Origin of the sequence: Pseudomonas sp. W2-17, from assembly GCF_041060445.1 — a bacterium.
Classification (GTDB): Bacteria; Pseudomonadota; Gammaproteobacteria; order Pseudomonadales; family Pseudomonadaceae; genus Aquipseudomonas.
In genome coordinates this window covers 223,277-245,734 of sequence record NZ_JAUFNS010000002.1, presented here as the reverse complement: position 1 = coordinate 245,734, position 22,458 = coordinate 223,277, and the positions used below count along the sequence as shown (strand labels likewise).

The following is a 22,458-nucleotide window of genomic DNA, read 5'->3' as shown; positions in this document are numbered from 1 at the left end:
CCTCCGAGCGCGCCGATAGTACCTTAATTGTCGGCGTTATTAAGGGCTGAGGTTGAACCCCGACTCCTGTCAATAACCAAGCAGGTTGTCCGTTCAGTCAGCTTTCAAGTCCTGAATGCGCGTGCGTATTCACGAAATCAGCAGCCATTCATCGCGTTTCACTGCGATCGACGTGCCTGGCGGCGAGCACGTCGCGCTGCCCGGGATTGACCGACCAGCCCGGATTGGCGACGACGTTATTGTCCGGCCTGCCCACTCCGCACTGGCAGGCGAATACGTCCAGCAAACCGCGCTGCTCGCAGTCGTCCAGCGCCAGCGATCCGGTGTGAGGGTCGATGAGTTCAAGCTGCCAGGCCATCAGCTCAAAGCAGCGTTTGAGCGTGGGCAATGCCTCTGGCTGCAAGTGGCCGGCCGCGCTGGCGAAGTAAAGGAGATAGCGCAACTGCCGGGCGAAACCGCAGACCGTTTCCACGCCATGGGTGTCTGCCTTGCCGGCAAGGTGGTGCAAGGTGGTGAGCAGACATTCCATCGCGTCACGATCATCGCTGATCAATTCCAGATGACTGAGGCATTCATCGGCGCGGCACATGAGTGTCTGGGTATCGCTGAGAAACTCTGCGTGCAACTGCTGCCATTCATTGCCGTTCAGCATGGGCGATCTCCACTCTTCACAAATGGCGACGTCAGGTCGCGTGGGGCGAGTGGCCCAAAGTTAATGTTGAAGGCACTGGAAAGTCTGTAGGGCGTTTCTGATTGTTGCGAATGGTCGGGCAGGGTGGCGTGATCAGCATGAACGCGTGAAACGATCATCTGCACCCAGGCCTCAAGAGACGGGTCCTTTGCAAGGGTTCCGGCGAGTAGTGGGGAAACTTCCGCGAGCGCAACCGCATGCCTGACTCCATTCATTTACGAGAAGGGCGTCACAGTAATGGCTATTGGAAAAGCCGAATATCAGGTTCGCCCCGATTGCCCTTAGGGGTTACCCCTACTCGCGGTGGCAGGTTGCACTGGGTGGTCGTCGGGCCGCGCATCTGAAAGCCGCGCCGTTCGCCGGTCTGCAGCGCTCGGGTCTGTTGACGGGTCCGTGGTGATGTTATTGTGATATCAAGTGCGCGACGCGCGTTTCTATCCCGATTAAGGTCTGTCATGGGGCTGCCGATACAGGGTAGGCGGACTTACTTGAACCCTGCTCCAGGAGCAACAGATGGCTGGCATTCTCGACACAGTAGACCAACGTACACAGCTGGTAGGTGAGAACCGCCTGGAAATCCTCATGTTCCGCCTGGCCGGCCGACAGTTGTTCGCGATCAACGTATTCAAGGTGCAGGAAGTCCTGCAACTGCCCAAGCTGACACTGATGCCCCAGCGTCATCCGTTCGTGTGCGGCGTGGTCAACCTGCGCGGGCAGACCCTGCCGGTCATCGACCTGTCCCAGGCCATCGGCATGCGTCCGCTGGTGCCGGGGCCTTCGAGCACGATCATCGTCACCGAATACAACCGCTCGGTTCAGGCGTTTCTGGTGGGCGGCGTCGACCGTATCGTCAACATGAACTGGGAGGCGATTCTGCCGCCACCGACCAGCGCCGGGCGTCAGCATTACCTGACCGCCATCAGCAAGGTCGATGACCAGTTGGTGGAGATCATCGACGTGGAGAAAGTCCTCGCCGAGATCGTGCCGTACAGTGCCAAGGTCTCCCGCGACAAGCTGGAAGATCCGGTCCTCGCCCGGGCCATTGGCCGCGAAGTGCTGTTGGTGGACGATTCCAACGTGGCGCTCTCGCAGTTGCGTGACACCCTGGGTCAGCTCGGCGTGAAGATGCACGTTGCCCGTGACGGGTTGAAAGCCCTGAACATGCTCAAGGGCTGGGCAGACACCGGCGAGGTCATGACCGACAAGCTGCTGATGGTCTTCACCGACGCCGAAATGCCGGAAATGGACGGCTACCGCCTGACCACGGAAATCCGTAACGATCCACGCCTGCGCGGCCTCTATGTCGTGCTGCACACTTCGCTGTCCGGGAGTTTCAACGAGTCCATGGTCAAGAAGGTTGGGTGCGATAACTTCCTCTCCAAATTCCAGCCGGACAAGCTGGTCGACGTGGTCCGCGAGCGGCTCATGCTCGACAACTGATCCGGTTCTGTTTCAAGCCCCTTGCTGTATGGAGGGGCTTTTTTGCATCTGTACCGCTTGGTTTCCTGACGTCTCGTATAGAGTGGTGGCTTTCCGCTTTGGCATAAGGACGCGTACATGTTTCACCTCAGCGCACTGTATCGGTACCCCCTCAAATCCTCCATGGCTGAATCACTGCAGCAGGCCAGTTTCGACGAGTTGGGCATGAGTGGCGATCGTCGCTGGATGCTGGTGGATGAGGCCACTGGGCGCTTTTACAGCCAGCGCGCGCTGCCGCAGATGTCGCAGCTGTCAGTGCTGTGGAAGGGTGACGGCGTGACGCTGTCTGCGCCAGGCCTGGGCAGTCTGGATGTGCCGGTGCCAGTGGACGAGGAAGCCAATCTGCGCGGCATCACGATCTGGCGGGACAGTTTCCGGGTGCCGGATGCGGGCGAGGATGCGGCGCGTTGGGTCAGTGCCCTGGTGGGCAAGCCCACGCGGCTGGTGCATGTGCCGAAAGAGCGCGCTCGCTGGTTGCCTTCCGGCTTCGGGGCCATTGAAGACAGGGTCGGGTTTGCAGACGGTTTTCCGTTGTTGTTGATCGGACAGTCGTCGCTGGACGATTTATCGCAGAAGGTGGGCCGCCCGCTGGAGATGTTGCGTTTTCGCCCGAATCTGGTGGTGTCCGGCGCCCAGGCGTTTGCTGAGGATGGCTGGAAGCGGATTCGGATTGGTGGCGTTGAGCTGCGGGTGTTGAAGCCGTGCTCCCGTTGCATTCTGACGACGATCGACCCGGCAACCGGTGAGCGCAGCGCGGATCGCGAACCGATGACCACACTGAAGACCTATCGGGAGCGGGAAGGGGAGATCTGGTTTGGCCAGAACCTGGTGAGCGATGGCCCAGGGCTGGTCGAGGTGGGGATGGAGGTTGAAGTGCTCGAGTAGTCGAGCGCTTGCCAGTACGTCTTCCCGGATCCCTTGAAAATGAAACCGCCGCTGATTTTTCCGCCGTCAGATGAATTGTGGGAGTGAGCTTGCTCGCGAAGAGGCCGTTGCATCCGCTAAATTTCCAGCGGCTGGAATGCCGTCTTCGTGAGCAAGCTCACTCCCACAGGGGTTGTGATTGCTGCGCGAAATCATAACTGCCAGACGAATGCGGGGAATCCTACCGCTCCATTCGGCCTAGACCGTTGACAGCTGCCGACCGGATCCGGCCCTCACAAATCATCAAAGAACCGCTCATGCCAGTCCACCAGCGGCTGCGGTGAATTGAGCTTCTGACCGTAGATAACGGCATACGACAGCACGTTCTGCACGTACTGGCGGGTCTCGTCGAACGGAATGCTCTCGACCCAGACGTCGAAGGCCAGGTGATTGGCGCCCTTCAACCACTGACGCACACGTCCCGGACCTGCGTTATACGCCGCCGAGGCCAGCACCCGGTTACCATTGAACTGCGCATGGACCTGACTCAAATAAGCGGCGCCGAGCTGGATGTTCTTGTCCGGGTCAAGCACCTGGGCCGGCGAAGCCAAGGGAATGCTGAATTTGCGCGCGGTCTCTTTGGCGGTCGCAGGCATCAGTTGCATCAGGCCTGCGGCACCGACGCCAGAGCGGGCGTCATCCATGAACGCGCTTTCCTGACGGGTGATCGCAAACACCCAGCTTGAATGCAGCCCGCGAACCTGCGCTTCACGCACCAGAGTGTCGCGGTGGGCCATCGGGAAGCGGATGTCGAGATCGTCCCAATACTGCGCCTGACTGATGGTGCGAATGGCCGGGAAATACCAGTGCATGTCGTACGCCAGTTTGGCCTGGGCGACCATTTCGTCCCGGCTGAAACGACGGGTGACGTGGTACCACTCGCGGCGGCCGTCGACGATCTGCCCGCGATCATAGAACTCCAGCGCGCGGCGCACGCCCGGCGTGTTGCGCACCTTGGTCATGAGCGCCTGACTCAGCACCAGCGGCTTGTTGTTGAGCATGTACGGCGTCTGTGTGCGGTCAGCGGCGAGGAAACCGTAGAAATCACGCTCCTTCGCGACCGTCTTGTACAGCCCCGGCAGCAAGGGGCTGTTGGGCTGGGACAGCTCCAGGGAGCGGGCCTGCCAGTAACGCCAGCGATTCGTGGTCGCGAGGTCCTGGGGCAGGCGACGGGTCAGCTCGTACGCATCGCTCCAGCGACCCAGTCGCAGCAACAGGCGCAGGCGCCATTCAGTGACGGTGTTGTCGCGCAGGTCCGGGTCGTACTTGGTCATGACCTCAAGGGCACGGCCGTCATAACTGCGAGCCAGGGTCAGGCCGATTTCCTTGGCGATCTGCACCTGTTCCTCGTGGGAGAAATGCAGCAGTGGCGCGTAGCTGTCGAGCAGCTCCATGGCCCGCTGCGGGTCCTGCTTGGCCAGGCGACGCAGACCCAGCCCGACCACATCGGACATCGCCTCGTCGGCCGGCATGAACTGGCCCTGGTTGTTGACCATTTCCGGCTTCTGCGCGACAGCGATCAGCAAACGGCCCTGGGGCGCGAGGGTGGTCATGCTGTTGACCAGTTGACTGGCCAGCGCGTAGTTGCGCACCTGCGCGGCAAGCTTGGCGCGCTGCCAGCGTTTCTGCTCGGTCAACTGACCTTCGACCGCCCACTGGGTGAAGAACGTATCGCAGGCTGCCGGCAGCGTCTTGCCGGTCATCCAGGTCTTCTCGGCGTTGGCATAGCCTTCCGCGCGCTGGTTGTGGCTGAGCTGATACGAGCCATACAAACAGTCGAGCTCGACGAAATTCAGCTTGGGGTCGTAATACTTGACGAAGGGCTGCCAGTCACCGCGGGAGGCGAGCAGCCGCAGCCAGCGCAGCTTCATATAGTTGGCTTGCGGCAGGTCGCCATGCTCGGCGAAGAATTTCTCGACTTCCTCATCACTCGCGCTGTTCAGGCGGGCGGTGAGTTCGTCGTAGGCCAGGTAGGGTTCGAGGGGGTAATCCGCCAACGCGGCGGCATAGGTGCGATAAGGGCCGCCGTCGCCCTTGGCCAAAGCCCGCTTGGCTTCATCGTAATACTGGCGTTGGGTGGTGAGATCGACCGCTTGGACGGACTGGGCAGCGGTGGCCGACAGAAGCAGGCAGGACAAAAGGCTGAAGAAACGACTGCGCATGAGACTTCCGTGCAGATGCATCGTGAAAAGTGCGGCTAGCTTAGCCTGTTGCCCGCGCGGGTTGAAGCGCTGCCTCGTCCGTCGTGATAGATGGAAACTAACTCCGGCCTGCAATCGGACTACCACCGGGTCTGGACGACGTCCTGTCATCGATTAGCCGCCCATCTGCCGGGTTATCTCAGGTAGAATGCGCGCCCGGTTTTTGGAGAAGCTCATGACCCTGCTCAAATTCAGCGATGTGTCCCTTGCGTTCGGCGCCATGCCGTTGTTGGACAAGGTGTCCTGGCAGATCGCCCGTGGTGAGCGGGTCTGCATCATTGGCCGCAACGGCACGGGCAAGTCCAGCATGTTGAAGCTCGTCAAGGGCATTCAGATGCCCGACGACGGCAATGTCTGGCGCGCGCCGGGCCTCAAGATCGGCGAGCTGCCCCAGGAGCTGCCGGTCGCGGACGGCCGAACCGTATTCGACGTCGTCGCCGAAGGCCTCGATGGCGTGGGCGAGCTGCTCGCTCAGTACCACCACCTCAGCCAGAACATCGTCACCGCCGAAGACCTCGACAAGCTGATGCACGTGCAGTCGGACCTCGAAGCCCGTGACGGCTGGCGCCTGCAGCAGTTGGTGGACAGCACCCTCAGCCGTCTGCAACTGCCGGCCGACAAGACCCTCGCCGAACTGTCCGGCGGCTGGCGTCGTCGCGTGTTGCTGGCCCAGGCGCTGGTCTCCGAGCCAGATCTGCTCATGCTCGACGAACCGACCAACCACCTCGACATCGGCGCCATCGCGTGGCTTGAAGAAGCACTGAAGGAATTCCAGGGCGCGGTGTTGTTCATCACCCACGACCGGTCCTTTCTGCAAAACCTCGCAACCCGCATTCTTGAGCTCGACCGTGGCGGCCTGATCGACTGGGACGGCGACTACGCCAGCTTCCTGGTGCACAAGGAAGCCATGCTCGCGGCGGAAGAAACCGCCAACGCGCTGTTCGACAAGCGTCTGGCCCAGGAAGAAGTGTGGATTCGTCAAGGCATCAAGGCCCGTCGTACCCGTAACGAAGGCCGCGTACGCGCCCTGAAGGCATTGCGCGTTGAGCGCAGCGACCGTCGCGAACGCACCGGCAAGGCGAACATCCAGCTCGACACGGCAGACAAATCCGGCAAGCAGGTGATGGTGCTCGACAACGTCAGCTTCGCTCACCCGGGCGGCCCGATGCTGATCAAGGACTTCTCCATGGTCCTGCAGCGCGAAGACCGCATCGGTCTGCTTGGCGCCAACGGTACCGGCAAGACCACGTTGCTCAAGCTGATGCTCGACAACCTCCAGCCCACCAGCGGCAAGGTGGAAGTCGGCACCCGTCTGGACGTCGCTTACTTCGACCAGCTGCGTCACCAGCTCGATCTGGAAAAGACCGTGATCGACAACGTGGCCGAAGGGCGCGACTTCATCGACATCGACGGCCAGAGCCGTCACGTCCTCAGCTACCTGGGCGATTTCCTGTTCAGCCCGCAGCGGGCGCGGACGCCGGTCAAGGCGTTGTCGGGCGGTGAGCGCGCGCGTCTGCTGCTCGCCAAGCTGTTCAGCAAGCCGGCCAACCTGCTGGTCCTCGACGAACCGACCAACGATCTGGACGTCGAGACCCTCGAGCTCCTTGAAGAAGTGCTGTTGACCTTCAAGGGCACCGTGCTGATGGTCAGCCACGACCGGGCATTCCTCGATAACGTCGTCACCAGCACCCTGGTGTTCGAAGGCGAGGGCAAGGTCCGCGAATTCGTCGGTGGCTATCAGGACTGGATTCGCCAAGGCGGCTCGCCGCGTCTGCTGGGCGTCACCGACAGCAAGTCCGGCAAGTCCGAGCTGGCCACTGCCGTGGTTCAGGCAGCACCCGTCGCGGCGGCCGAAATGCCGGTCGCCAAAAAGAAGCTCAGCTATAAGCTGCAACGCGAGCTGGAAGCCCTGCCTGCGCAAATTGACGCTGTGGAAGCGCAAATGGCTGCGCTCACTGCCGAGATGGCCGAGGCCGGTTTCTATCAGCGTCCTGCGGAGCAAACCACTGCCGTGATGGCGCAGCTGGAAAGCCTGCAAGGCGAACTGGACGGACTGCTTGAGCGTTGGGCCGAGCTGGACGAGTGATCGCTAACCTGTAGCAATAAAAAAAGCCCGGACCTTTTTCAAGGACCGGGCTTTTGCATTGGCGCCCTTATTTCTCCGGGCGCTTGATCAGGCGCACTGCCAGCACGTCACATGGCGCGCCGTGCAGTACGTCGTTGGCGGTAGAACCGAGCAGCAGTGACAGGCCATGACGGCCGTGGCTGCCGACAACGATCAGGTCGACGTGGTGCTCCTTCGCCAGGTTGTGGATCTCCTGACGCGGCTGGCCGTAGGTCAAATGGCTGTCGCCGGTCTTAACGTCGGGGTATTTGCGTTTCAGCGCTTCCAGCTTTTCCTTGGCCTGATCAAACTGCTGTTGCTGCAGCTGCGACAGGTCCATCGGGACATCACCACCGAACGCCATGGCCATAGGTTCGACGATGTGCACCAGCGAAAGCTTGGAATGGCCGGCCAGCGCCAGCGCCATGGCTTTTTTGATAACCGGATCGCACTCTTCAGTGAGGTCCACGGCTACCAGGATATGTTCATAGGACATGGGGTGTTCCTTCTGAGGTTTGCGATGGTTTTGATTATGGCTCTTTTCACGCGCCTCTGGCACGCCGATGTGGTCCGCCAGCAGCCAGCCGCTGCGGGGGGCGTACAAATATGACGGTGTGGATCATCCTGTCAATCATTGCGGTGGTTTTAAGTCCGTTGGTCTGGCTGCGCCCCTCGCGCTCGCAGAGCGGCAGAATGGCCATGCGCATGCAGGCGCGGCGAATGGGGCTGGCGATGCAGCTGATCCCTCAGGAGTGGCCGCATTGGTTGCCGACCGAGCCGCCGAGTCCGTGCCCGCAGTATCACCGGCCACGTGCCGCGCGGGCGACCGATGTCTGGGTGTACTGGCAGATGGAGCCGGGCGTGTGGGTTAACCAGTGGCGCGAGCCGTGTGAAGATCCGCGCCTGCTCGAGCCGTTCAAGACGCTGCCGGCGGACGTCTACAAAGTGGAGGCGGGCAAGCAGCTGATCGCCCTGTATTGGGCCGAGCGCGGCGAGCCCGAAGTATTGCAGCACATTGCAGCGGTGCTGAAGGCCTTGGCGTAAGCCGTCCAGATGCCCGAATCGCGGGCATTAAAAAGCCCGATAGCAACATCGGGCCGGGGTTGGCCAGGCAGGCCGTAATGCTTGTGCGGTGCGGTGCAATGCCGCTCGCCGGGTCACACATCACTGGCTGACGACGCTTAAATGACCCGTCTTGATGCGCAGTGCGCTGAATGTAGACCTTAATGGTGCGTTTGTCTGCTGCTTCACGGTTTATTTCATGCTGCGTTCCGAGCCGCTGCCCGCCGCTACGCCCATCTTCTTCAATTTCATGTCCCCGCGATCATGCGCCTGAATAGCCTTCTATCAGGCGCACGTTTTACCTGCGATTTGCCGGTTTTGCCCGCTGTCTGCTGAATTGACAATTGCTGGAATATGGCAGAAGGTAGCCGCACCCAAATCAAACGGGCGTATGAATTGAGCGTTTGCCATAGGAATGCTCTGACAGACGCTCGAATCGCGTCGACGGGGTGACTGGCGTTTGGTGTTTCGCCTCGACGGCAACGTCGTGCATAGCGCCGGATCTCAGCGTCTGATGCGTATTGTTCAGCTTCCATATCGTGGAGATCAGTTGATGATTTACGAAGGTAAAGCCATCACGGTTAAGGCTCTTGAAAGTGGCATCGTCGAACTGCAGTTCGACCTCAAGGGTGAGTCCGTCAACAAGTTCAACCGCCTCACCCTCAACGACCTGAATCAGGCCATCGAAGCCATCAAGGCCGACAGCTTGATCAAGGGCGTCATCGTCACCAGCGGCAAGGACGTGTTCATCGTCGGCGCCGATATCACCGAATTCGTCGATAACTTCAAGCTGCCGGACGCTGAGCTCGTCGCCGGCAACCTCGAAGCCAACAAAATCTTCAGCGCTTTCGAAGACCTCAACGTACCGACCCTCGCTGCCATCAATGGTATTGCGCTGGGCGGCGGCCTGGAAATGTGCCTGGCCGCTGACTTCCGCGTGATGTCCGCCACTGCCAAGGTCGGCCTGCCTGAAGTCAAACTCGGTATCTATCCGGGCTTCGGCGGCACGGTCCGCCTGCCGCGCCTCATTGGTGTCGACAACGCAGTCGAGTGGATCGCGTCCGGCAAAGACAACAGCGCTGAAGACGCACTGAAAGTGGGCGCGGTCGATGCGGTGGTCGCCCCGGGCAAACTGCAGGAAGCCGCACTGGACCTGATCAAGCGCGCCATCTCCGGCGAGTTCGACTTCAAGGCCAAGCGTCAGCCGAAGCTGGACAAGCTCAAGCTCAATGCCATCGAGCAGATGATGGCCTTCGAAACCGCCAAGGGTTTCGTGGCAGGCCAGGCCGGCCCGAACTACCCGGCCCCGGTCGAAGCGATCAAGACCATCCAGAAAGCCGCCAATTTCGGTCGCGACAAAGCGCTGGAAGTGGAAGCGGCTGGTTTCGTGAAGATGGCCAAGACCTCGGCCGCCGCGAGCCTGATCGGCCTGTTCCTGAACGATCAGGAGCTGAAAAAGAAGGCCAAGGTCTACGACGAAGTCGCCAAGGACGTGAAGCAGGCTGCGGTCTTAGGCGCCGGCATCATGGGCGGCGGCATTGCCTATCAGTCGGCTGTCAAAGGCACGCCGATCCTGATGAAGGACATCCGTGAAGAAGCCATCGCACTGGGTCTGGGCGAAGCCTCGAAGCTGCTGGGCAAGCGTGTCGAAAAAGGCCGTCTGACCACCGCGAAGATGGCCGAAGCGCTCAACGCGATTCGTCCTACACTGTCCTACGGCGATTTCGGCACCGTCGACCTCGTTGTCGAAGCCGTGGTCGAGAACCCGAAGGTCAAGCAAGCCGTGCTGGCCGAAGTGGAAGGGCAGGTGGGTGAAAACACCATCCTCGCTTCCAACACCTCGACGATCTCCATCAGCTTGCTGGCCAAGGCCCTCAAGCGCCCGGAAAACTTCGTCGGCATGCACTTCTTCAACCCGGTGCACATGATGCCCCTGGTTGAAGTCATCCGTGGCGAGAAGTCCAGCGAAGTCGCCGTGGCCACCACCGTGGCTTACGCCAAGAAGATGGGCAAGAACCCGATCGTGGTCAACGACTGCCCGGGCTTCCTGGTCAACCGCATCCTGTTCCCGTACTTCGGCGGTTTCGCCAAGCTGGTCAGTGCCGGTGTCGACTTCGTGCGCATTGACAAGGTCATGGAAAAATTCGGCTGGCCAATGGGCCCGGCGTACCTGATGGACGTGGTCGGCATCGACACTGGCCACCACGGCCGCGACGTCATGGCTGAAGGTTTCCCGGACCGCATGAAGGACGATCGACGCACCGCCGTCGACGCCTTGTACGACGCCAATCGCCTGGGCCAGAAGAACGGCAAGGGCTTCTATGCCTACGAGACCGACAAGCAGGGCAAGCCGAAGAAAGTGGTCGACGCGTCCGTGCTGGAAGTGCTCAAGCCGGTGATCTACGAGCAGCGTGAAGTCAGCGACGAAGACATCATCAACTGGATGATGATCCCGCTATGCCTCGAGACCGTGCGTTGCCTGGAAGACGGCATCGTCGACACGGCTGCCGAAGCCGACATGGGCCTGATCTACGGCATCGGCTTCCCTCCGTTCCGCGGTGGCGCGCTGCGCTACATCGACTCGATCGGTGTCGCTGAATTCGTGGCCCTGGCTGACCAATACGCTGATCTGGGCGCTCTGTACCACCCCACTGCGAAGCTGCGTGAAATGGCCAAGACCGGCCAACGCTTCTTCGGCTAAGTGCCCAACGAACAGGTGAAGATATGAGCTTGAATCCGAGAGACGTCGTGATTGTCGACTTCGGTCGCACACCGATGGGCCGCTCCAAGGGTGGCATGCACCGCAATACCCGCGCCGAAGACATGTCGGCGCACCTGATCAGCAAATTGCTGGAACGCAACAACAAGGTCGACCCGGCGGAAGTCGAGGACGTGATCTGGGGCTGCGTCAACCAGACCCTGGAGCAGGGCTGGAACATCGCGCGCATGGCGTCGCTGATGACCCAGATTCCGCACACCTCCGCTGCGCAGACGGTCAGCCGCCTGTGTGGTTCGTCCATGAGCGCGTTGCACACGGCGGCTCAGGCGATCATGAGCAACAACGGTGACGTCTTCGTCATCGGCGGTGTCGAGCACATGGGCCACGTTGGCATGATGCACGGTGTCGACCCGAACCCGCACATGTCGCTGTACGCCGCCAAAGCCTCCGGCATGATGGGCCTGACCGCCGAAATGCTGGGCAAGATGCACGGCATCACCCGTGAGGCGCAGGATGCGTTCGGTGTGCGCTCCCACAGGCTCGCTCAGAAGGCCACGCTGGAAGGGAAGTTCAAGGACGAAATCATCCCGATGCAGGGCTACGACGAGAACGGTTTCCTGAAGATGTTCGACTTCGACGAGACCATTCGTCCGGAGACGACGCTGGAAAGCCTGGCCGCGCTCAAGCCTGCGTTCAACCCGAAAGGCGGTACGGTCACCGCCGGCACCTCGTCGCAAATCACCGACGGCGCTTCGTGCATGATCGTCATGTCCGGTCAACGCGCCATGGACCTCGGCATCCAGCCCCTGGCGGTGATCCGCTCGATGGCCGTGGCCGGTGTCGACCCTGCAATCATGGGTTACGGACCGGTTCCGGCGACCCAGAAAGCGCTCAAGCGCGCAGGCCTGAGCATCGCCGATATCGACTACTTCGAGCTCAACGAAGCGTTCGCTGCACAGGCCCTGCCGGTGCTGAAAGATTTGAAAGTGCTCGACAAGATGGACGAGAAGGTTAACCTGCACGGCGGCGCCATCGCCTTGGGTCACCCGTTCGGTTGCTCGGGGGCGCGGATTTCCGGCACCCTGCTCAACGTGATGAAGCAGAATGGCGGCACCCTGGGTGTTGCCACCATGTGCATCGGTCTGGGTCAGGGCATTACCACCGTATTCGAACGCGTCTAAACGGTGTGAGTGTGCAAGCCGGGGCCTGGTGCCCCGGCTTTTGTTTTTTCCGAAAATGTATTTTCGCCACTTTTTTTCCTGTCACACCCGAGGTCCCCCGCATGCCGCTACAGCCAGGTCTCTACCGTCACTACAAAGGGCCCGAATACCGTGTTATCGGTGTCGCGCGGCATTCGGAGACCGAAGAAGAAGTGGTGTGCTATCAAGCGCTGTACGGCGAATACGGCCTGTGGGTACGCCCTTTGAGCATGTTTCTGCAGTCAGTTGAGGTTGACGGCGAGCAAGTGCCGCGCTTTGCTTTGGTTCAGGCCGAACCGGATCTTTTTCCGCGGCCCTGAGGCAGGACGTTGCAGCAGCCATTGCTTGACCTCACCTTTCAGCCACTATATATAGCGGGGCCTCGACGGCTCTGACGTCTTTTTTCTCGCATTAGGAATTTTCCGATCCATGGGCAAATCGCTGGTCATTGTGGAATCCCCGGCTAAGGCCAAGACCATCAACAAGTACCTGGGCAACCAGTACGTGGTGAAGTCGAGTATCGGCCATATCCGAGACCTGCCCACCAGCGGTTCGGCTAGCGCCTCCAAAGAGCCTGCTGCCAAGCGCGGCAAGGCCGTGGCCGAAGCGCCTGCGCTGTCGCCCAAGGAAAAGGCCAAGCGCCAGCTCGTTGCGCGCATGGGTGTCGACCCGGAACACGGCTGGAAAGCCAAGTACGAAATCCTTCCCGGCAAAGAGAAGGTGATCGACGAGTTGCGCCGCCTGGCCAAAGACGCCGACACCATCTATCTCGCGACGGACTTGGACCGCGAAGGGGAAGCCATTGCCTGGCACCTGCGCGAAGCCATTGGTGGCGACGACTCGCGTTATAAGCGCGTGGTCTTCAACGAGATCACCAAGAAAGCCATTCAGGAAGCCTTCTCCAAACCGGGCGAGCTCGACATCGACCGCGTGAATGCCCAGCAGGCACGCCGGTTCCTCGACCGCGTCGTGGGTTACATGGTGTCGCCACTGTTGTGGCAGAAGATTGCCCGGGGTCTGTCGGCCGGCCGTGTGCAGTCCGTCGCCGTGAAGCTGGTGGTGGAGCGCGAGCGTGAAATCCGTGCGTTCAACCCGGAAGAGTACTGGGAGATCCACGCGGACCTCGGCACTGCGAAGGGCGCCAACGTTCGCTTTGAAGTCGCCCGCGAAAAAGGCGAGGCCTTCAAACCACTGAACGAAACGACCGCCATGGCGGCGCTGGAGAAGCTCAAGGCATCGGCCTACAGCATCAGCAAGCGTGAAGACAAACCGACCAGCAGCAAGCCGTCGGCACCTTTCATCACGTCCACGCTGCAACAGGCCGCGAGCAACCGCTTGGGCTACGGCGTGAAGAAAACCATGATGATGGCCCAGCGTCTGTACGAAGCCGGTTACATCACCTACATGCGTACGGACTCCACCAACCTGTCCGCCGACGCAGTGGCCATGGCCCGCACCTACATCGAAACCGAGTTCGGCAAGAAGTACCTGCCGGAATCGCCGATCGTCTACAGCAGCAAGGAAGGCGCGCAAGAGGCTCACGAAGCGATTCGTCCCTCCGACGTCAACACGCACCCGAGCAAGCTGACCGGCATGGAGCGTGACGCCGAGCGTCTGTACGAGCTGATCTGGCGCCAGTTCGTGGCCTGCCAGATGCCGCCTGCGCAATACCTGTCGACCACCGTCAGCGTCGCGGCTGGCGACTTCGAGCTGCGCGCCAAGGGCCGCATTCTCAAGTTCGACGGCTACACCCGCGTGCTGCCGCAAATGAGCAAGCCGGGCGATGACGACGTACTGCCGGACATGGCCCAGGGCGACAAGCTGAAGCTGATCAAGCTCGACCCGAGCCAGCACTTCACCAAGCCGCCTGCGCGATATTCGGAAGCCAGCCTGGTCAAGGAAATGGAAAAACGCGGCATCGGTCGTCCATCGACTTATGCAGCGATCATTTCGACGATCCAGGACCGTGGCTACGTGGCCCTGCACAACCGTCGTTTCTATTCGGAAAAGATGGGCGACATCGTCACCGAGCGTTTGTCCGAAAGCTTCTCGAACCTCATGGACTACGGCTTCACCGCCGGCATGGAAGAGAACCTCGACGACGTGGCCCAAGGCCAACGCGACTGGAAAAACGTCCTCGACGAGTTCTACGGCGATTTCAAGAAGAAACTCGAAGTGGCCGAAGCACCCGACAGCGGCATGCGCGCCAACCAGCCGGTTATGACTGATATCCCGTGCAAGGTCTGCGGCCGCCCGATGCAGATCCGTACGGCGTCCACCGGCGTATTCCTCGGTTGTTCGGGCTACAGCCTGCCGCCGAAAGAGCGCTGCAAGGCTACCGTTAACCTCACGCCGGGCGACGAAATCGCCGACGACGATGAGGGCGAGTCCGAATCCCGCGTGCTGCGTGGCAAGCACCGTTGCCCGATCTGCAGCACCGCGATGGATGCCTACCTGCTGGATGAGAAGCACAAGCTGCACATCTGCGGCAACAACCCGGATTGCTCGGGTTACGAGATCGAAGAGGGCACCTACCGCATCAAGGGCTATGAAGGCCCGAGCGTCGAGTGCGACAAGTGCGGCGGCGAAATGCAGCTCAAGACCGGCCGTTTCGGCAAGTTCTTCGGCTGCACCAACTGCAAGAACACCCGCAAGCTGCTGAAAAGCGGTGAAGCGGCGCCTCCGAAGATGGACCCGGTGAAGATGCCCGAGCTCAAGTGCGAGAAGGTCGACGACACCTACATCCTGCGCGATGGTGCTTCTGGGTTGTTCCTGGCGGCCAGCCAGTTCCCGAAAAACCGCGAGACCCGTGCACCGTTGGTGATGGAGATTGCACCGCACAAGGACGAGATCGATCCGAAGTATCACTTCCTGTGTGAAGCGCCGAAGAAGGACCCGGACGGTCGCCCGGCGGTGATCCGCTACAGCCGCAAGTCCAAAGAGCAGTACGTGCAGACCGAGGTGGACGGCAAGCCGACTGGCTGGCGTGCGTTCTACGACGGCGGCAAGTGGAAGGTCGAGGACAAGCGTTGATCGTTTGAGCTCGATCCGACTGGTCAGCTCCGACGCTTTGCGTTAAAAGAACCCCTCGGCGTGCTCGCGCGCGCCGAGGGGTTTTTTTGTCTGCGACTGAACCGTTAGAGGCAGGCAGGCTGGCGATTCACTCATCTCTACAGAGGCCACCGTTATGGCTCACGAACTCTATACCCGCACCAACCAGAAGCTGTTCTTCGCAGGCCTGGCACTGGAGGCGATGGCGAAGGCCAGGGACAGCCGCGCGATGAACGCCCAGGGGCTTGAGCAGGCGGAACGTGAGTCGGCGATCTTTCATCTCTATGGCGCCCTGCTTGGGCTGTGCCACGAGATTGCCGGATTCTACCGGCTGCCACAGGCCAGCACCCCGCGTGCCGAGGACCTGCTATCGCCGAAGGTACTGAAAGCTATCGCCATCCCGGAAATGGGTGAATTGGTCGAGCTCGCCCACAACCGCGAAACGTGGCTGGCGCAATTACTGGCCTCCTACCAGGCGTTGTTCATGCCGCCGAGGGCGCCGCGCAAACCCAAGGGCGACGTCACTCAGCCACTTATCATTGCAGTGGGGGCGGAAGAAGAGCCCGAACAGGCGTTGACGCGCGAAGAGATGGAAACCTGGCGTCAGCAGCTCAAAGGTCTCGCAATCCGGTTCAGAGAAGGCCTGAGCGAGTGCTGAGTCAGGGTGATCGATGGGCTAGGGACTGAGTCATCTGGCTGTTACAATGCGAGCCTTTCGTGGAGAACTGCCCTGATGCCAACTTCGTTTCTGGAAATTGTTGAACTGCCTGACGGTCGCATCGAGCTGCGCCGCGCCGAAGATGAAGGATCGCTGGTCACCCTGAATTTTTCGGAAGACGCCAAAGCGTTCTTGCAGGGTCAGCACGTTGAAGTCGCCAAGGCGATGCTCAGCGTCGGTGTGCAGATGGCGGGGCGGCTGGCCGAAGGCGAATTGACCAAGGATGAAGAAGGGCCGCGCGTGCTGCACTGATCCTCAGGATTCGCAGCTCGCTCAAACGCCGTTCCGCTTCTCGATTCGCAAGAAGCGCCGACACGCTCCAAATACCCTGAATAGTTCTGCCGACCTGCTTAGCCCAGACGAATGTTGAGGCTCTGCGCATCGCCGATACGTGCTGCGCTGGCCAGTTGCTGGCGCGCACTGCCTGAGATGGGATTGATCCAGCTGACCACCGTATGACTGCGGCCCAGGCGCAACACCTCACGGGTCAGTTCCAGCGCACTCTGCGTCCCGCGCGGGTGCATCAGAATAATGCGTTCCCGATTCAGGCCCGCGTCACGCAGCCACGCCTGGGTCACGCTGGCGGGTGGTGCAACCAGTGTCAGCCAGCGGTCGTTGGTGTCCTCGCTCAACTCGCGCAGGATCGGCGCCAACAAGTTGAGGCAGTTCCCGGCAGCGCCGCGCAATGACAATTCACTAAAGGCTTCCGGTTCGTTGCTCCAGGGCGACTCGGCAATCTCTGCCAGGGTCGGGAGCTGCAGCAGCGGAACGTCGAGCATGGGCACGCCTGGCGCCATGAATGCTTCGAACAGGGGCAGTTGTGCATGTTGTTGCGGTGTCTGTGGGAACTGCATCTACGTTCTCCTTATCGACGAATCACGCCGACGCTCAAGCCTTCAATGACAAGATCCTGATCTTTGAGATTCACTTCGATCGGTGCGAAGTCGGCATTCTCGGCCAGCAGCCAGACCTTGTTGCCCTCACGCTTGAAGCGTTTGACTGTCACTTCATCACCGATTCGCGCCACAACGATCTGGCCGTTGCGTGCTTCACGGGTGGTGTGGACGGCCAGCAGGTCGCCGTCGAGAATGCCGACGTCTTTCATGCTCATGCCGTGAACGCGCAGCAGGTAATCTGCACTCGGGTGAAAGAAGGCCGGGTTGATGGCGAGGGATTCTTCGATGTGCTGCTGGGCCAGGATCGGCGCGCCGGCTGCGACGCGGCCAATGATCGGCAGCCCGCTGTCATCGGGTTTGGCTTCGAAGCCGGGGATACGAATGCCGCGGGAGGCGCCCGGGGTCATTTCGATGGCGCCTTTGCGGGCGAGTGCTTTCAAGTGTTCTTCGGCAGCATTGGGCGATTTGAAGCCCAGCTCCTGAGCGATTTCAGCGCGGGTCGGCGGGTAGCCGTTGTCTTCGAGGCAGCGCTTGATGAAGTCCAGAATCTCGGCTTGGCGTGACGTCAGTTTGATCATGTGCATCGCTCTGGCTTTTTATACAGTGACTGGGATTATATACAGTGCTTGGGTCTTGGCAATGGTCCTTTTTGCCACGCCTGCAGCGAGCCCCCTTCATAAGTGGCTACAGGCCCCGGTTTGTATGGTTAAATGCCCGTGACTGCATGGACAGAAGGCGGACGCCCAGGGTTGACAGTGCTGTGTATGAAACGTATGTTTCAAACACGTGTTTGTCAGGCGTTGAACCATGGCTCAGTCGGAAACAGTTGAACGAATTCTCGATGCAGCAGAGCAGCTGTTTGCCGAGAAGGGTTTTGCCGAAACCTCGTTGCGGCTGATCACCAGTAAGGCGTCAGTCAACCTGGCAGCGGTGAATTACCACTTCGGTTCCAAGAAGGCCCTCATTCAGGCGGTGTTCTCCCGCTTCCTCGGGCCGTTCTGCGTCAGTCTCGACCGCGAGCTGGAGCGCCGCCAGGCCAAGCCTGAACACAAGCCCACCCTTGAAGAGCTTCTTGAAATCCTCGTCGAACAGGCGCTGGTGGTTCAGCCGCGCAGCAACAATGACCTGTCCATCTTCATGCGCCTGCTGGGCCTCGCGTTCAGTCAGAGTCAGGGCCACTTGCGGCGTTATCTCGAAGACATGTACGGCAAGGTGTTCCGCCGTTACATGCTGCTGGTCAACGAAGCAGCCCCGCGCATTCCTCCGATCGAGCTGTTCTGGCGGGTCCACTTCATGTTGGGCGCGGCAGCGTTCAGCATGTCCGGCATCAAGGCGCTGCGCGCCATTGCGGAGACCGATTTCGGCGTCAACACGTCCATCGAACAGGTCATGCGCCTGATGGTGCCGTTCCTGGCGGCCGGCATGCGCGCCGAAACGGGGGTCACCGACACGGCCATGCTCAGCGCGCAACTTCGGCCCCGGACCAAAACCTCGACACCGGCACCTGCCAAGGTCTGAGGCGCGCCACCGGCTGGCGGTGGCGTAATTTGCATCACATCCTTCGATCCCTCACCATGCCGGCCTGAGCATTGGTTGTTGAAGGATCTTCCTATGAATTCTGGCCTGCAAGGCTCCCTGATGGTGGACGTCGCCGGTACCTGGCTGACCTCCGAAGACCGTCAGTTTCTGCGTCAGCCCGAAGTGGGCGGCTTGATTATTTTCGCGCGCAACATCGAGAGCCCACGGCAAGTGCGTGAACTCTGCGCATCCATCCGCGCCATTCGTCCCGAGTTGCTGCTCGCTGTCGATCAAGAGGGTGGACGTGTCCAGCGCCTGCGCCAGGGCTTTGTGCGCTTGCCGCCGATGCGCGCCATTGCCGGGCATCCGAATGCAGAAAGCCTCGCCGAGCATTGCGGCTGGCTGATGGCAACCGAAGTGCTGGCGGTGGGGCTGGACCTCAGCTTTGCGCCGGTGCTGGATCTGGACTATCAACGCAGTGCGGTCGTCGGCACCCGGTCGTTCGAAGGCGACCCCGAGCGCGCGGCGCTACTGGCTGGCGCTTTTATCCGTGGCATGAATGCGGCGGGCATGGCGGCCACCGGCAAGCATTTCCCGGGGCATGGCTGGGCCGAGGCGGATTCCCATGTGGCTATCCCGAATGACGAGCGCAGTCTTGAAACGATCCGCGCCAATGATCTCGTGCCCTTTCAGCGCTTGAGCAAACACCTCGCAGCGGTCATGCCCGCCCACGTGATCTATCCCCAGGTCGATTCGCAGCCGGCGGGCTTTTCCCGTCGCTGGCTGCAGGACATCCTGCGCGGTGAGCTGGGTTTCGATGGCGTGATCTTCAGCGATGACCTGTCGATGGCTGGCGCCCATGTGGTGGGTGACGCCGCCAGTCGCATCGAGGCGGCGCTCACGGCCGGCTGTGACATGGGCCTGGTGTGCAACGACCGTGCTGCGGCTGAGCTGGCATTGAGCGCGGCGCAGCGCTTGAAGGTCTCGCCGCCTGCGGCGCGGCTTCACAGAATGCGCGGGCAGGGCATGGCGTCCACCGAATACCGGCAGCATCCCCGCTGGCTGGCGGCGCTGACCGCCCTGCGCGCTGCTCAACTGATCGAATAAGGAATTCCCATGACTGTTTACGCGATTATCGGCGGCACCGGCCTGACCCAGCTCGAAGGGCTGACGATCCGTCAGTCCATGTCAGTGAATACCCCATACGGCGCGCCGTCCGGCGATATCCATCTCGGCGAATACGCCGGCCGTGAGGTGATGTTTCTGGCTCGTCACGGGCATCCGCACCGCTTTCCGCCACACAAGGTCAACTACCGCGCCAACATCTGGGCGCTGAAACAGGCCGGGGCCGAAGCGATTCTGGCGGTCAACGCCGTCGGGGGGATTCATCCTGACATGGGCACCGGCCACTTCTGCGTGCCCCATGATCTGGTGGATTACACCAGCGGCCGTGAGCACACGTTCTTTGCCGATGACCTGGAGCACGTGACCCATATCGATTTCAGCTTCCCCTACAGCGCGCCATTGCGGGCTCGACTGATCGCAGCGCTGGCGGCCGAAGGCTGCGCCCATAGCGACTTCGGTGTGTACGCCTGCACCCAGGGGCCGCGTCTGGAATCCGTGGCCGAGATTGTGCGGCTGGAGCGTGACGGCTGCGACATCGTTGGTATGACCGGCATGCCGGAAGCTGCGCTGGCGCGTGAACTCGAACTGGAATATGCCTGCCTGGCGCTGGTGGTCAACCCGGCCGCCGGCAAGTCGGCGGCGGTCATCACGATGGCGGAAATCGAGCAGGCTTTGCACGATGGAATCGGCAAGGTCAAGGCGACACTGGCTCGAGTGCTCAGCGCCGCTTGAGGCCTGAAATCATGGATTTGGAGGAATTTCTCGCGACGCTGGCTAGGCCGGAGAGCGCAACAAAGTCAACGCTATATCGTTGAAATAGTTGTCCACGGAAAGCGTGAATATCTCTGTGGATAAGTTTCTGTAAGCCAGTAGTTGCAAGGCGTTAGCGGCAATGGTCGTTTAATGATCAGGTTCGCCAATGGCGCCGATGCAGCGAGTTAATGGTCAGAATTCTCTTCAGATCAGGCTTCAAGAGGGTGGAATTAAGCCAGGGGGATCAGGCATTGGACTGCCCGTCAGCGCGTCGAGGATGACGCGCTTCCGAGGCAGATTTCCGCAGGGGAAAGTCAGGTGGAAGGTCAGCGAAAACTCAGAGGAGAATAAGCCCTGATGGGCTGATCAGGATTCAGCCCACTCAACATCGGTCAAACCCAGCTGCTCGGCTTTTGGCTTGGTCACTTTCGGAACCCGGTCGGAGCGATATTTGGGAATCTGACCAAACCCGGCATCCACCGACGCCCAGTGCCAGGCAGATGCGTTGTCCATGGCTTCAGCGCTGATGTAGAAGCTTTTGTAGCTGCCATGCAGCAGGTAATCGATTCTGAAATGCTTGTACTGTGCCACGCTTGCAAACCTCCCTATCAGTCACTCTCTTTGTAACTGAGTCGTCACCGTCAGGAAAATTCACTCGAAGTTAGCGTTCTAAGCCAAATGGTTAGCTTTAGTACAGAACGATGAGCAAACAGGTGGCGACCCTTGCAAATGAATGGCACAGCCCCGGTTTTGAGCGGTTTCAGCGACGCCATGGCGGCATGAAGCAATGGCCTATGCGGCAGGAGCGACCTTCGAAGTCGCCCTGCCGCGCAGGTTTCACACTCAAATGATTACTTTGTCAGGAATTTGAACACCGTGGTTTGGGTGTAAGCCTTGCCAGGGTCCAGGCGCGTGGAAGGGAAGGCCGGCTGGTTAGGCGAATCCGGATAGTGCTGGGTTTCCAGTGTAAACGCGCCCCAATGCGGATAGATCTTGCCGGCCTTGCCCTTGACCGTGCCGTCGAGGAAGTTGCCCGTGTACAGCTGAACCCCAGGCTCGGTGGTAAACAGCTGCAGACGGCGACCGGACTTCGGATCAACCACGTCCGCGGCCAGATTCGACAGCTTGCCCTTGGTGTCGAGCACCCAGTTGTGGTCGTAGCCGCCTTGGGTCGCTTCAGCGAACTTGAGCTGCTGGTTGTCTTCACGGATGCGCTTGCCGAAGGCGACCGGCTTGAGGAAGTCAAACGGTGTGCCGGCCACTGGCGGCAGCTCGCCTGTCGGGATCAGCGTCTCGTTGACCGGCGTGTAATGCGCAGCATGCACCACCGCCACTTGATCAAGGATGTCGCCGTTACCCGCGCCGGCCAGGTTGAAGTAGCTGTGGTTGGTGAGGTTGAGGACGGTCGGTTTGTCCGTTGTCGCGTGGTACTGGATGCGCAGCTCGTTCTTGTCGTTCAGGCTGTAGGTGACTTCGGTTTTCAGCGTCCCGGGAAAACCCATCTCGCCATCGACCGAGACGTACGTCAGCTTGACCCCGACCGAGCCTTTGTCCTTGACCTCCTCAGCCTTCCAGATCTGCTTGTCGAAGCCTTTCGGCCCGCCGTGCAGTGAGTTGGTCTTGTCGTTCAGCGGCACCTGATAGCTCTTGCCATCCAGAGAGAACTTGCCGCCTGCCAGACGATTGCCGAAGCGGCCAATGGTGGCGCCGAAAAATGCGGTGCCTTTGACGTAGCCGTCCACATCATCGAAGCCCAGGACCACGTCCTCAGCCTTGCCGTGCTTGTCCGGCACCAGCAGCGACTGCAGCGTGCCGCCGTAAGTGATCACCGTGGCCTGCATGCCTTTGCTGTTGCGCAGGGTGTATTTCTCGACCGGGGTGCCGTCGGCGAGTTTGCCGAAGGCGCCGTGTTCAGTGGACAGTCCGGCGGCGTGCACTTGCAGGGCGGCGGCCATCAGCGACAGGCCCAGGGCAGGGATAAGCGTCTTTCTCATTGCGTCGATCCTTTTGTTTTTATA

At 60.6% G+C, this 22,458-nt stretch carries 20 protein-coding genes; 13 read left to right on the top strand and 7 right to left on the bottom strand.

Annotated elements, in window-relative coordinates; genetic code table 11:
* Nucleotides 1-148 precede the first annotated feature (148 nt).
* Complete coding sequence (locus QWI20_RS03470; RefSeq protein ID WP_369304177.1) at nt 149-652, bottom strand: hypothetical protein; 504 nt, start codon at nt 650-652, stop codon at nt 149-151.
* Between the two features lie 552 nt (nt 653-1,204).
* On the opposite strand from QWI20_RS03470, the gene QWI20_RS03465 reads away from it, so the two are divergent.
* Together QWI20_RS03465 and QWI20_RS03460 are read left to right on the top strand one after the other, a co-directional pair.
* On the top strand, nt 1,205-2,131 hold the full coding sequence (locus QWI20_RS03465) for a chemotaxis protein CheV (RefSeq protein WP_192172359.1): 927 nt from the start codon (nt 1,205-1,207) through the stop codon (nt 2,129-2,131).
* 117 nt (nt 2,132-2,248) lie between these two features.
* Nucleotides 2,249-3,055 (top strand): MOSC domain-containing protein, encoded by an 807-nt coding sequence (locus tag QWI20_RS03460; RefSeq protein WP_369304176.1) that lies wholly within the window; start codon nt 2,249-2,251, stop codon nt 3,053-3,055.
* 272 nt (nt 3,056-3,327) lie between these two features.
* On the opposite strand, the gene QWI20_RS03455 is transcribed toward QWI20_RS03460, so the two are convergent.
* On the bottom strand, nt 3,328-5,256 hold the full coding sequence (locus tag QWI20_RS03455; protein WP_369304175.1) for a transglycosylase SLT domain-containing protein: 1,929 nt from the start codon (nt 5,254-5,256) through the stop codon (nt 3,328-3,330).
* 214 nt (nt 5,257-5,470) lie between these two features.
* Here QWI20_RS03455 and QWI20_RS03450 point away from each other — a divergent pair, with 214 nt between their 5' ends.
* Nucleotides 5,471-7,381 (top strand): ATP-binding cassette domain-containing protein, encoded by a 1,911-nt coding sequence (locus QWI20_RS03450; protein ID WP_282371897.1) that lies wholly within the window; start codon nt 5,471-5,473, stop codon nt 7,379-7,381.
* 67 nt (nt 7,382-7,448) lie between these two features.
* Here QWI20_RS03450 and QWI20_RS03445 read toward each other — a convergent pair whose 3' ends face one another.
* Complete coding sequence (locus tag QWI20_RS03445) at nt 7,449-7,895, bottom strand: universal stress protein (protein ID WP_192172363.1); 447 nt, start codon at nt 7,893-7,895, stop codon at nt 7,449-7,451.
* 110 nt (nt 7,896-8,005) lie between these two features.
* Here QWI20_RS03445 and QWI20_RS03440 point away from each other — a divergent pair, with 110 nt between their 5' ends.
* The 7 genes from QWI20_RS03440 to QWI20_RS03410 all read left to right on the top strand — a co-directional run bounded on the left by QWI20_RS03440 (nt 8,006) and on the right by QWI20_RS03410 (nt 16,400).
* Nucleotides 8,006-8,443 (top strand): hypothetical protein, encoded by a 438-nt coding sequence (locus tag QWI20_RS03440; RefSeq protein WP_369304173.1) that lies wholly within the window; start codon nt 8,006-8,008, stop codon nt 8,441-8,443.
* Nucleotides 8,444-9,014: 571 nt separating this feature from the next.
* The gene (fadB, locus tag QWI20_RS03435; RefSeq protein WP_369304172.1) at nt 9,015-11,162 is read left to right on the top strand and encodes a fatty acid oxidation complex subunit alpha FadB; all 2,148 of its coding nucleotides are present in this window, start codon (nt 9,015-9,017) and stop codon (nt 11,160-11,162) included.
* A gap of 23 nt (nt 11,163-11,185) precedes the next feature.
* Nucleotides 11,186-12,361, top strand: coding sequence for an acetyl-CoA C-acyltransferase FadA (fadA, locus tag QWI20_RS03430; protein WP_122534498.1), 1,176 nt, complete (start codon nt 11,186-11,188; stop codon nt 12,359-12,361).
* Between the two features lie 101 nt (nt 12,362-12,462).
* The gene (locus tag QWI20_RS03425) at nt 12,463-12,699 is read left to right on the top strand and encodes a DUF1653 domain-containing protein (protein WP_065988576.1); all 237 of its coding nucleotides are present in this window, start codon (nt 12,463-12,465) and stop codon (nt 12,697-12,699) included.
* Between the two features lie 109 nt (nt 12,700-12,808).
* Complete coding sequence (gene topA / locus QWI20_RS03420) at nt 12,809-15,412, top strand: type I DNA topoisomerase (RefSeq protein ID WP_369304171.1); 2,604 nt, start codon at nt 12,809-12,811, stop codon at nt 15,410-15,412.
* A 154-nt stretch (nt 15,413-15,566) separates the two neighbouring features.
* The gene (locus tag QWI20_RS03415; RefSeq protein WP_369304170.1) at nt 15,567-16,088 is read left to right on the top strand and encodes a DUF6586 family protein; all 522 of its coding nucleotides are present in this window, start codon (nt 15,567-15,569) and stop codon (nt 16,086-16,088) included.
* A gap of 75 nt (nt 16,089-16,163) precedes the next feature.
* Complete coding sequence (locus QWI20_RS03410; RefSeq protein WP_037011193.1) at nt 16,164-16,400, top strand: hypothetical protein; 237 nt, start codon at nt 16,164-16,166, stop codon at nt 16,398-16,400.
* A 98-nt stretch (nt 16,401-16,498) separates the two neighbouring features.
* Here the strand turns inward: QWI20_RS03410 and sulA are convergent, their stop codons facing one another.
* Nucleotides 16,499-17,002, bottom strand: coding sequence for an SOS-induced cell division inhibitor SulA (gene sulA / locus QWI20_RS03405; protein ID WP_369304169.1), 504 nt, complete (start codon nt 17,000-17,002; stop codon nt 16,499-16,501).
* A gap of 11 nt (nt 17,003-17,013) precedes the next feature.
* Nucleotides 17,014-17,622 (bottom strand): transcriptional repressor LexA, encoded by a 609-nt coding sequence (lexA, locus tag QWI20_RS03400; protein ID WP_065988571.1) that lies wholly within the window; start codon nt 17,620-17,622, stop codon nt 17,014-17,016.
* 229 nt (nt 17,623-17,851) lie between these two features.
* On the opposite strand from lexA, the gene psrA reads away from it, so the two are divergent.
* The 3 genes from psrA to QWI20_RS03385 all read left to right on the top strand — a co-directional run bounded on the left by psrA (nt 17,852) and on the right by QWI20_RS03385 (nt 20,419).
* Nucleotides 17,852-18,562 (top strand): transcriptional regulator PsrA, encoded by a 711-nt coding sequence (gene psrA / locus QWI20_RS03395; protein ID WP_369304167.1) that lies wholly within the window; start codon nt 17,852-17,854, stop codon nt 18,560-18,562.
* A gap of 105 nt (nt 18,563-18,667) precedes the next feature.
* Nucleotides 18,668-19,669, top strand: a complete 1,002-nt coding sequence (gene nagZ, locus QWI20_RS03390; protein ID WP_369304292.1) for a beta-N-acetylhexosaminidase — start codon at nt 18,668-18,670, stop codon at nt 19,667-19,669.
* Nucleotides 19,670-19,678: 9 nt separating this feature from the next.
* The gene (locus QWI20_RS03385; protein WP_369304166.1) at nt 19,679-20,419 is read left to right on the top strand and encodes an S-methyl-5'-thioinosine phosphorylase; all 741 of its coding nucleotides are present in this window, start codon (nt 19,679-19,681) and stop codon (nt 20,417-20,419) included.
* A 387-nt stretch (nt 20,420-20,806) separates the two neighbouring features.
* Here QWI20_RS03385 and QWI20_RS03380 read toward each other — a convergent pair whose 3' ends face one another.
* Both QWI20_RS03380 and QWI20_RS03375 read right to left on the bottom strand, forming a co-directional pair.
* Complete coding sequence (locus tag QWI20_RS03380; RefSeq protein ID WP_037011182.1) at nt 20,807-21,031, bottom strand: DUF6555 family protein; 225 nt, start codon at nt 21,029-21,031, stop codon at nt 20,807-20,809.
* A gap of 260 nt (nt 21,032-21,291) precedes the next feature.
* Nucleotides 21,292-22,434, bottom strand: coding sequence for an aldose epimerase family protein (locus QWI20_RS03375; RefSeq protein WP_282371905.1), 1,143 nt, complete (start codon nt 22,432-22,434; stop codon nt 21,292-21,294).
* Nucleotides 22,435-22,458: the final 24 nt, after the last annotated feature.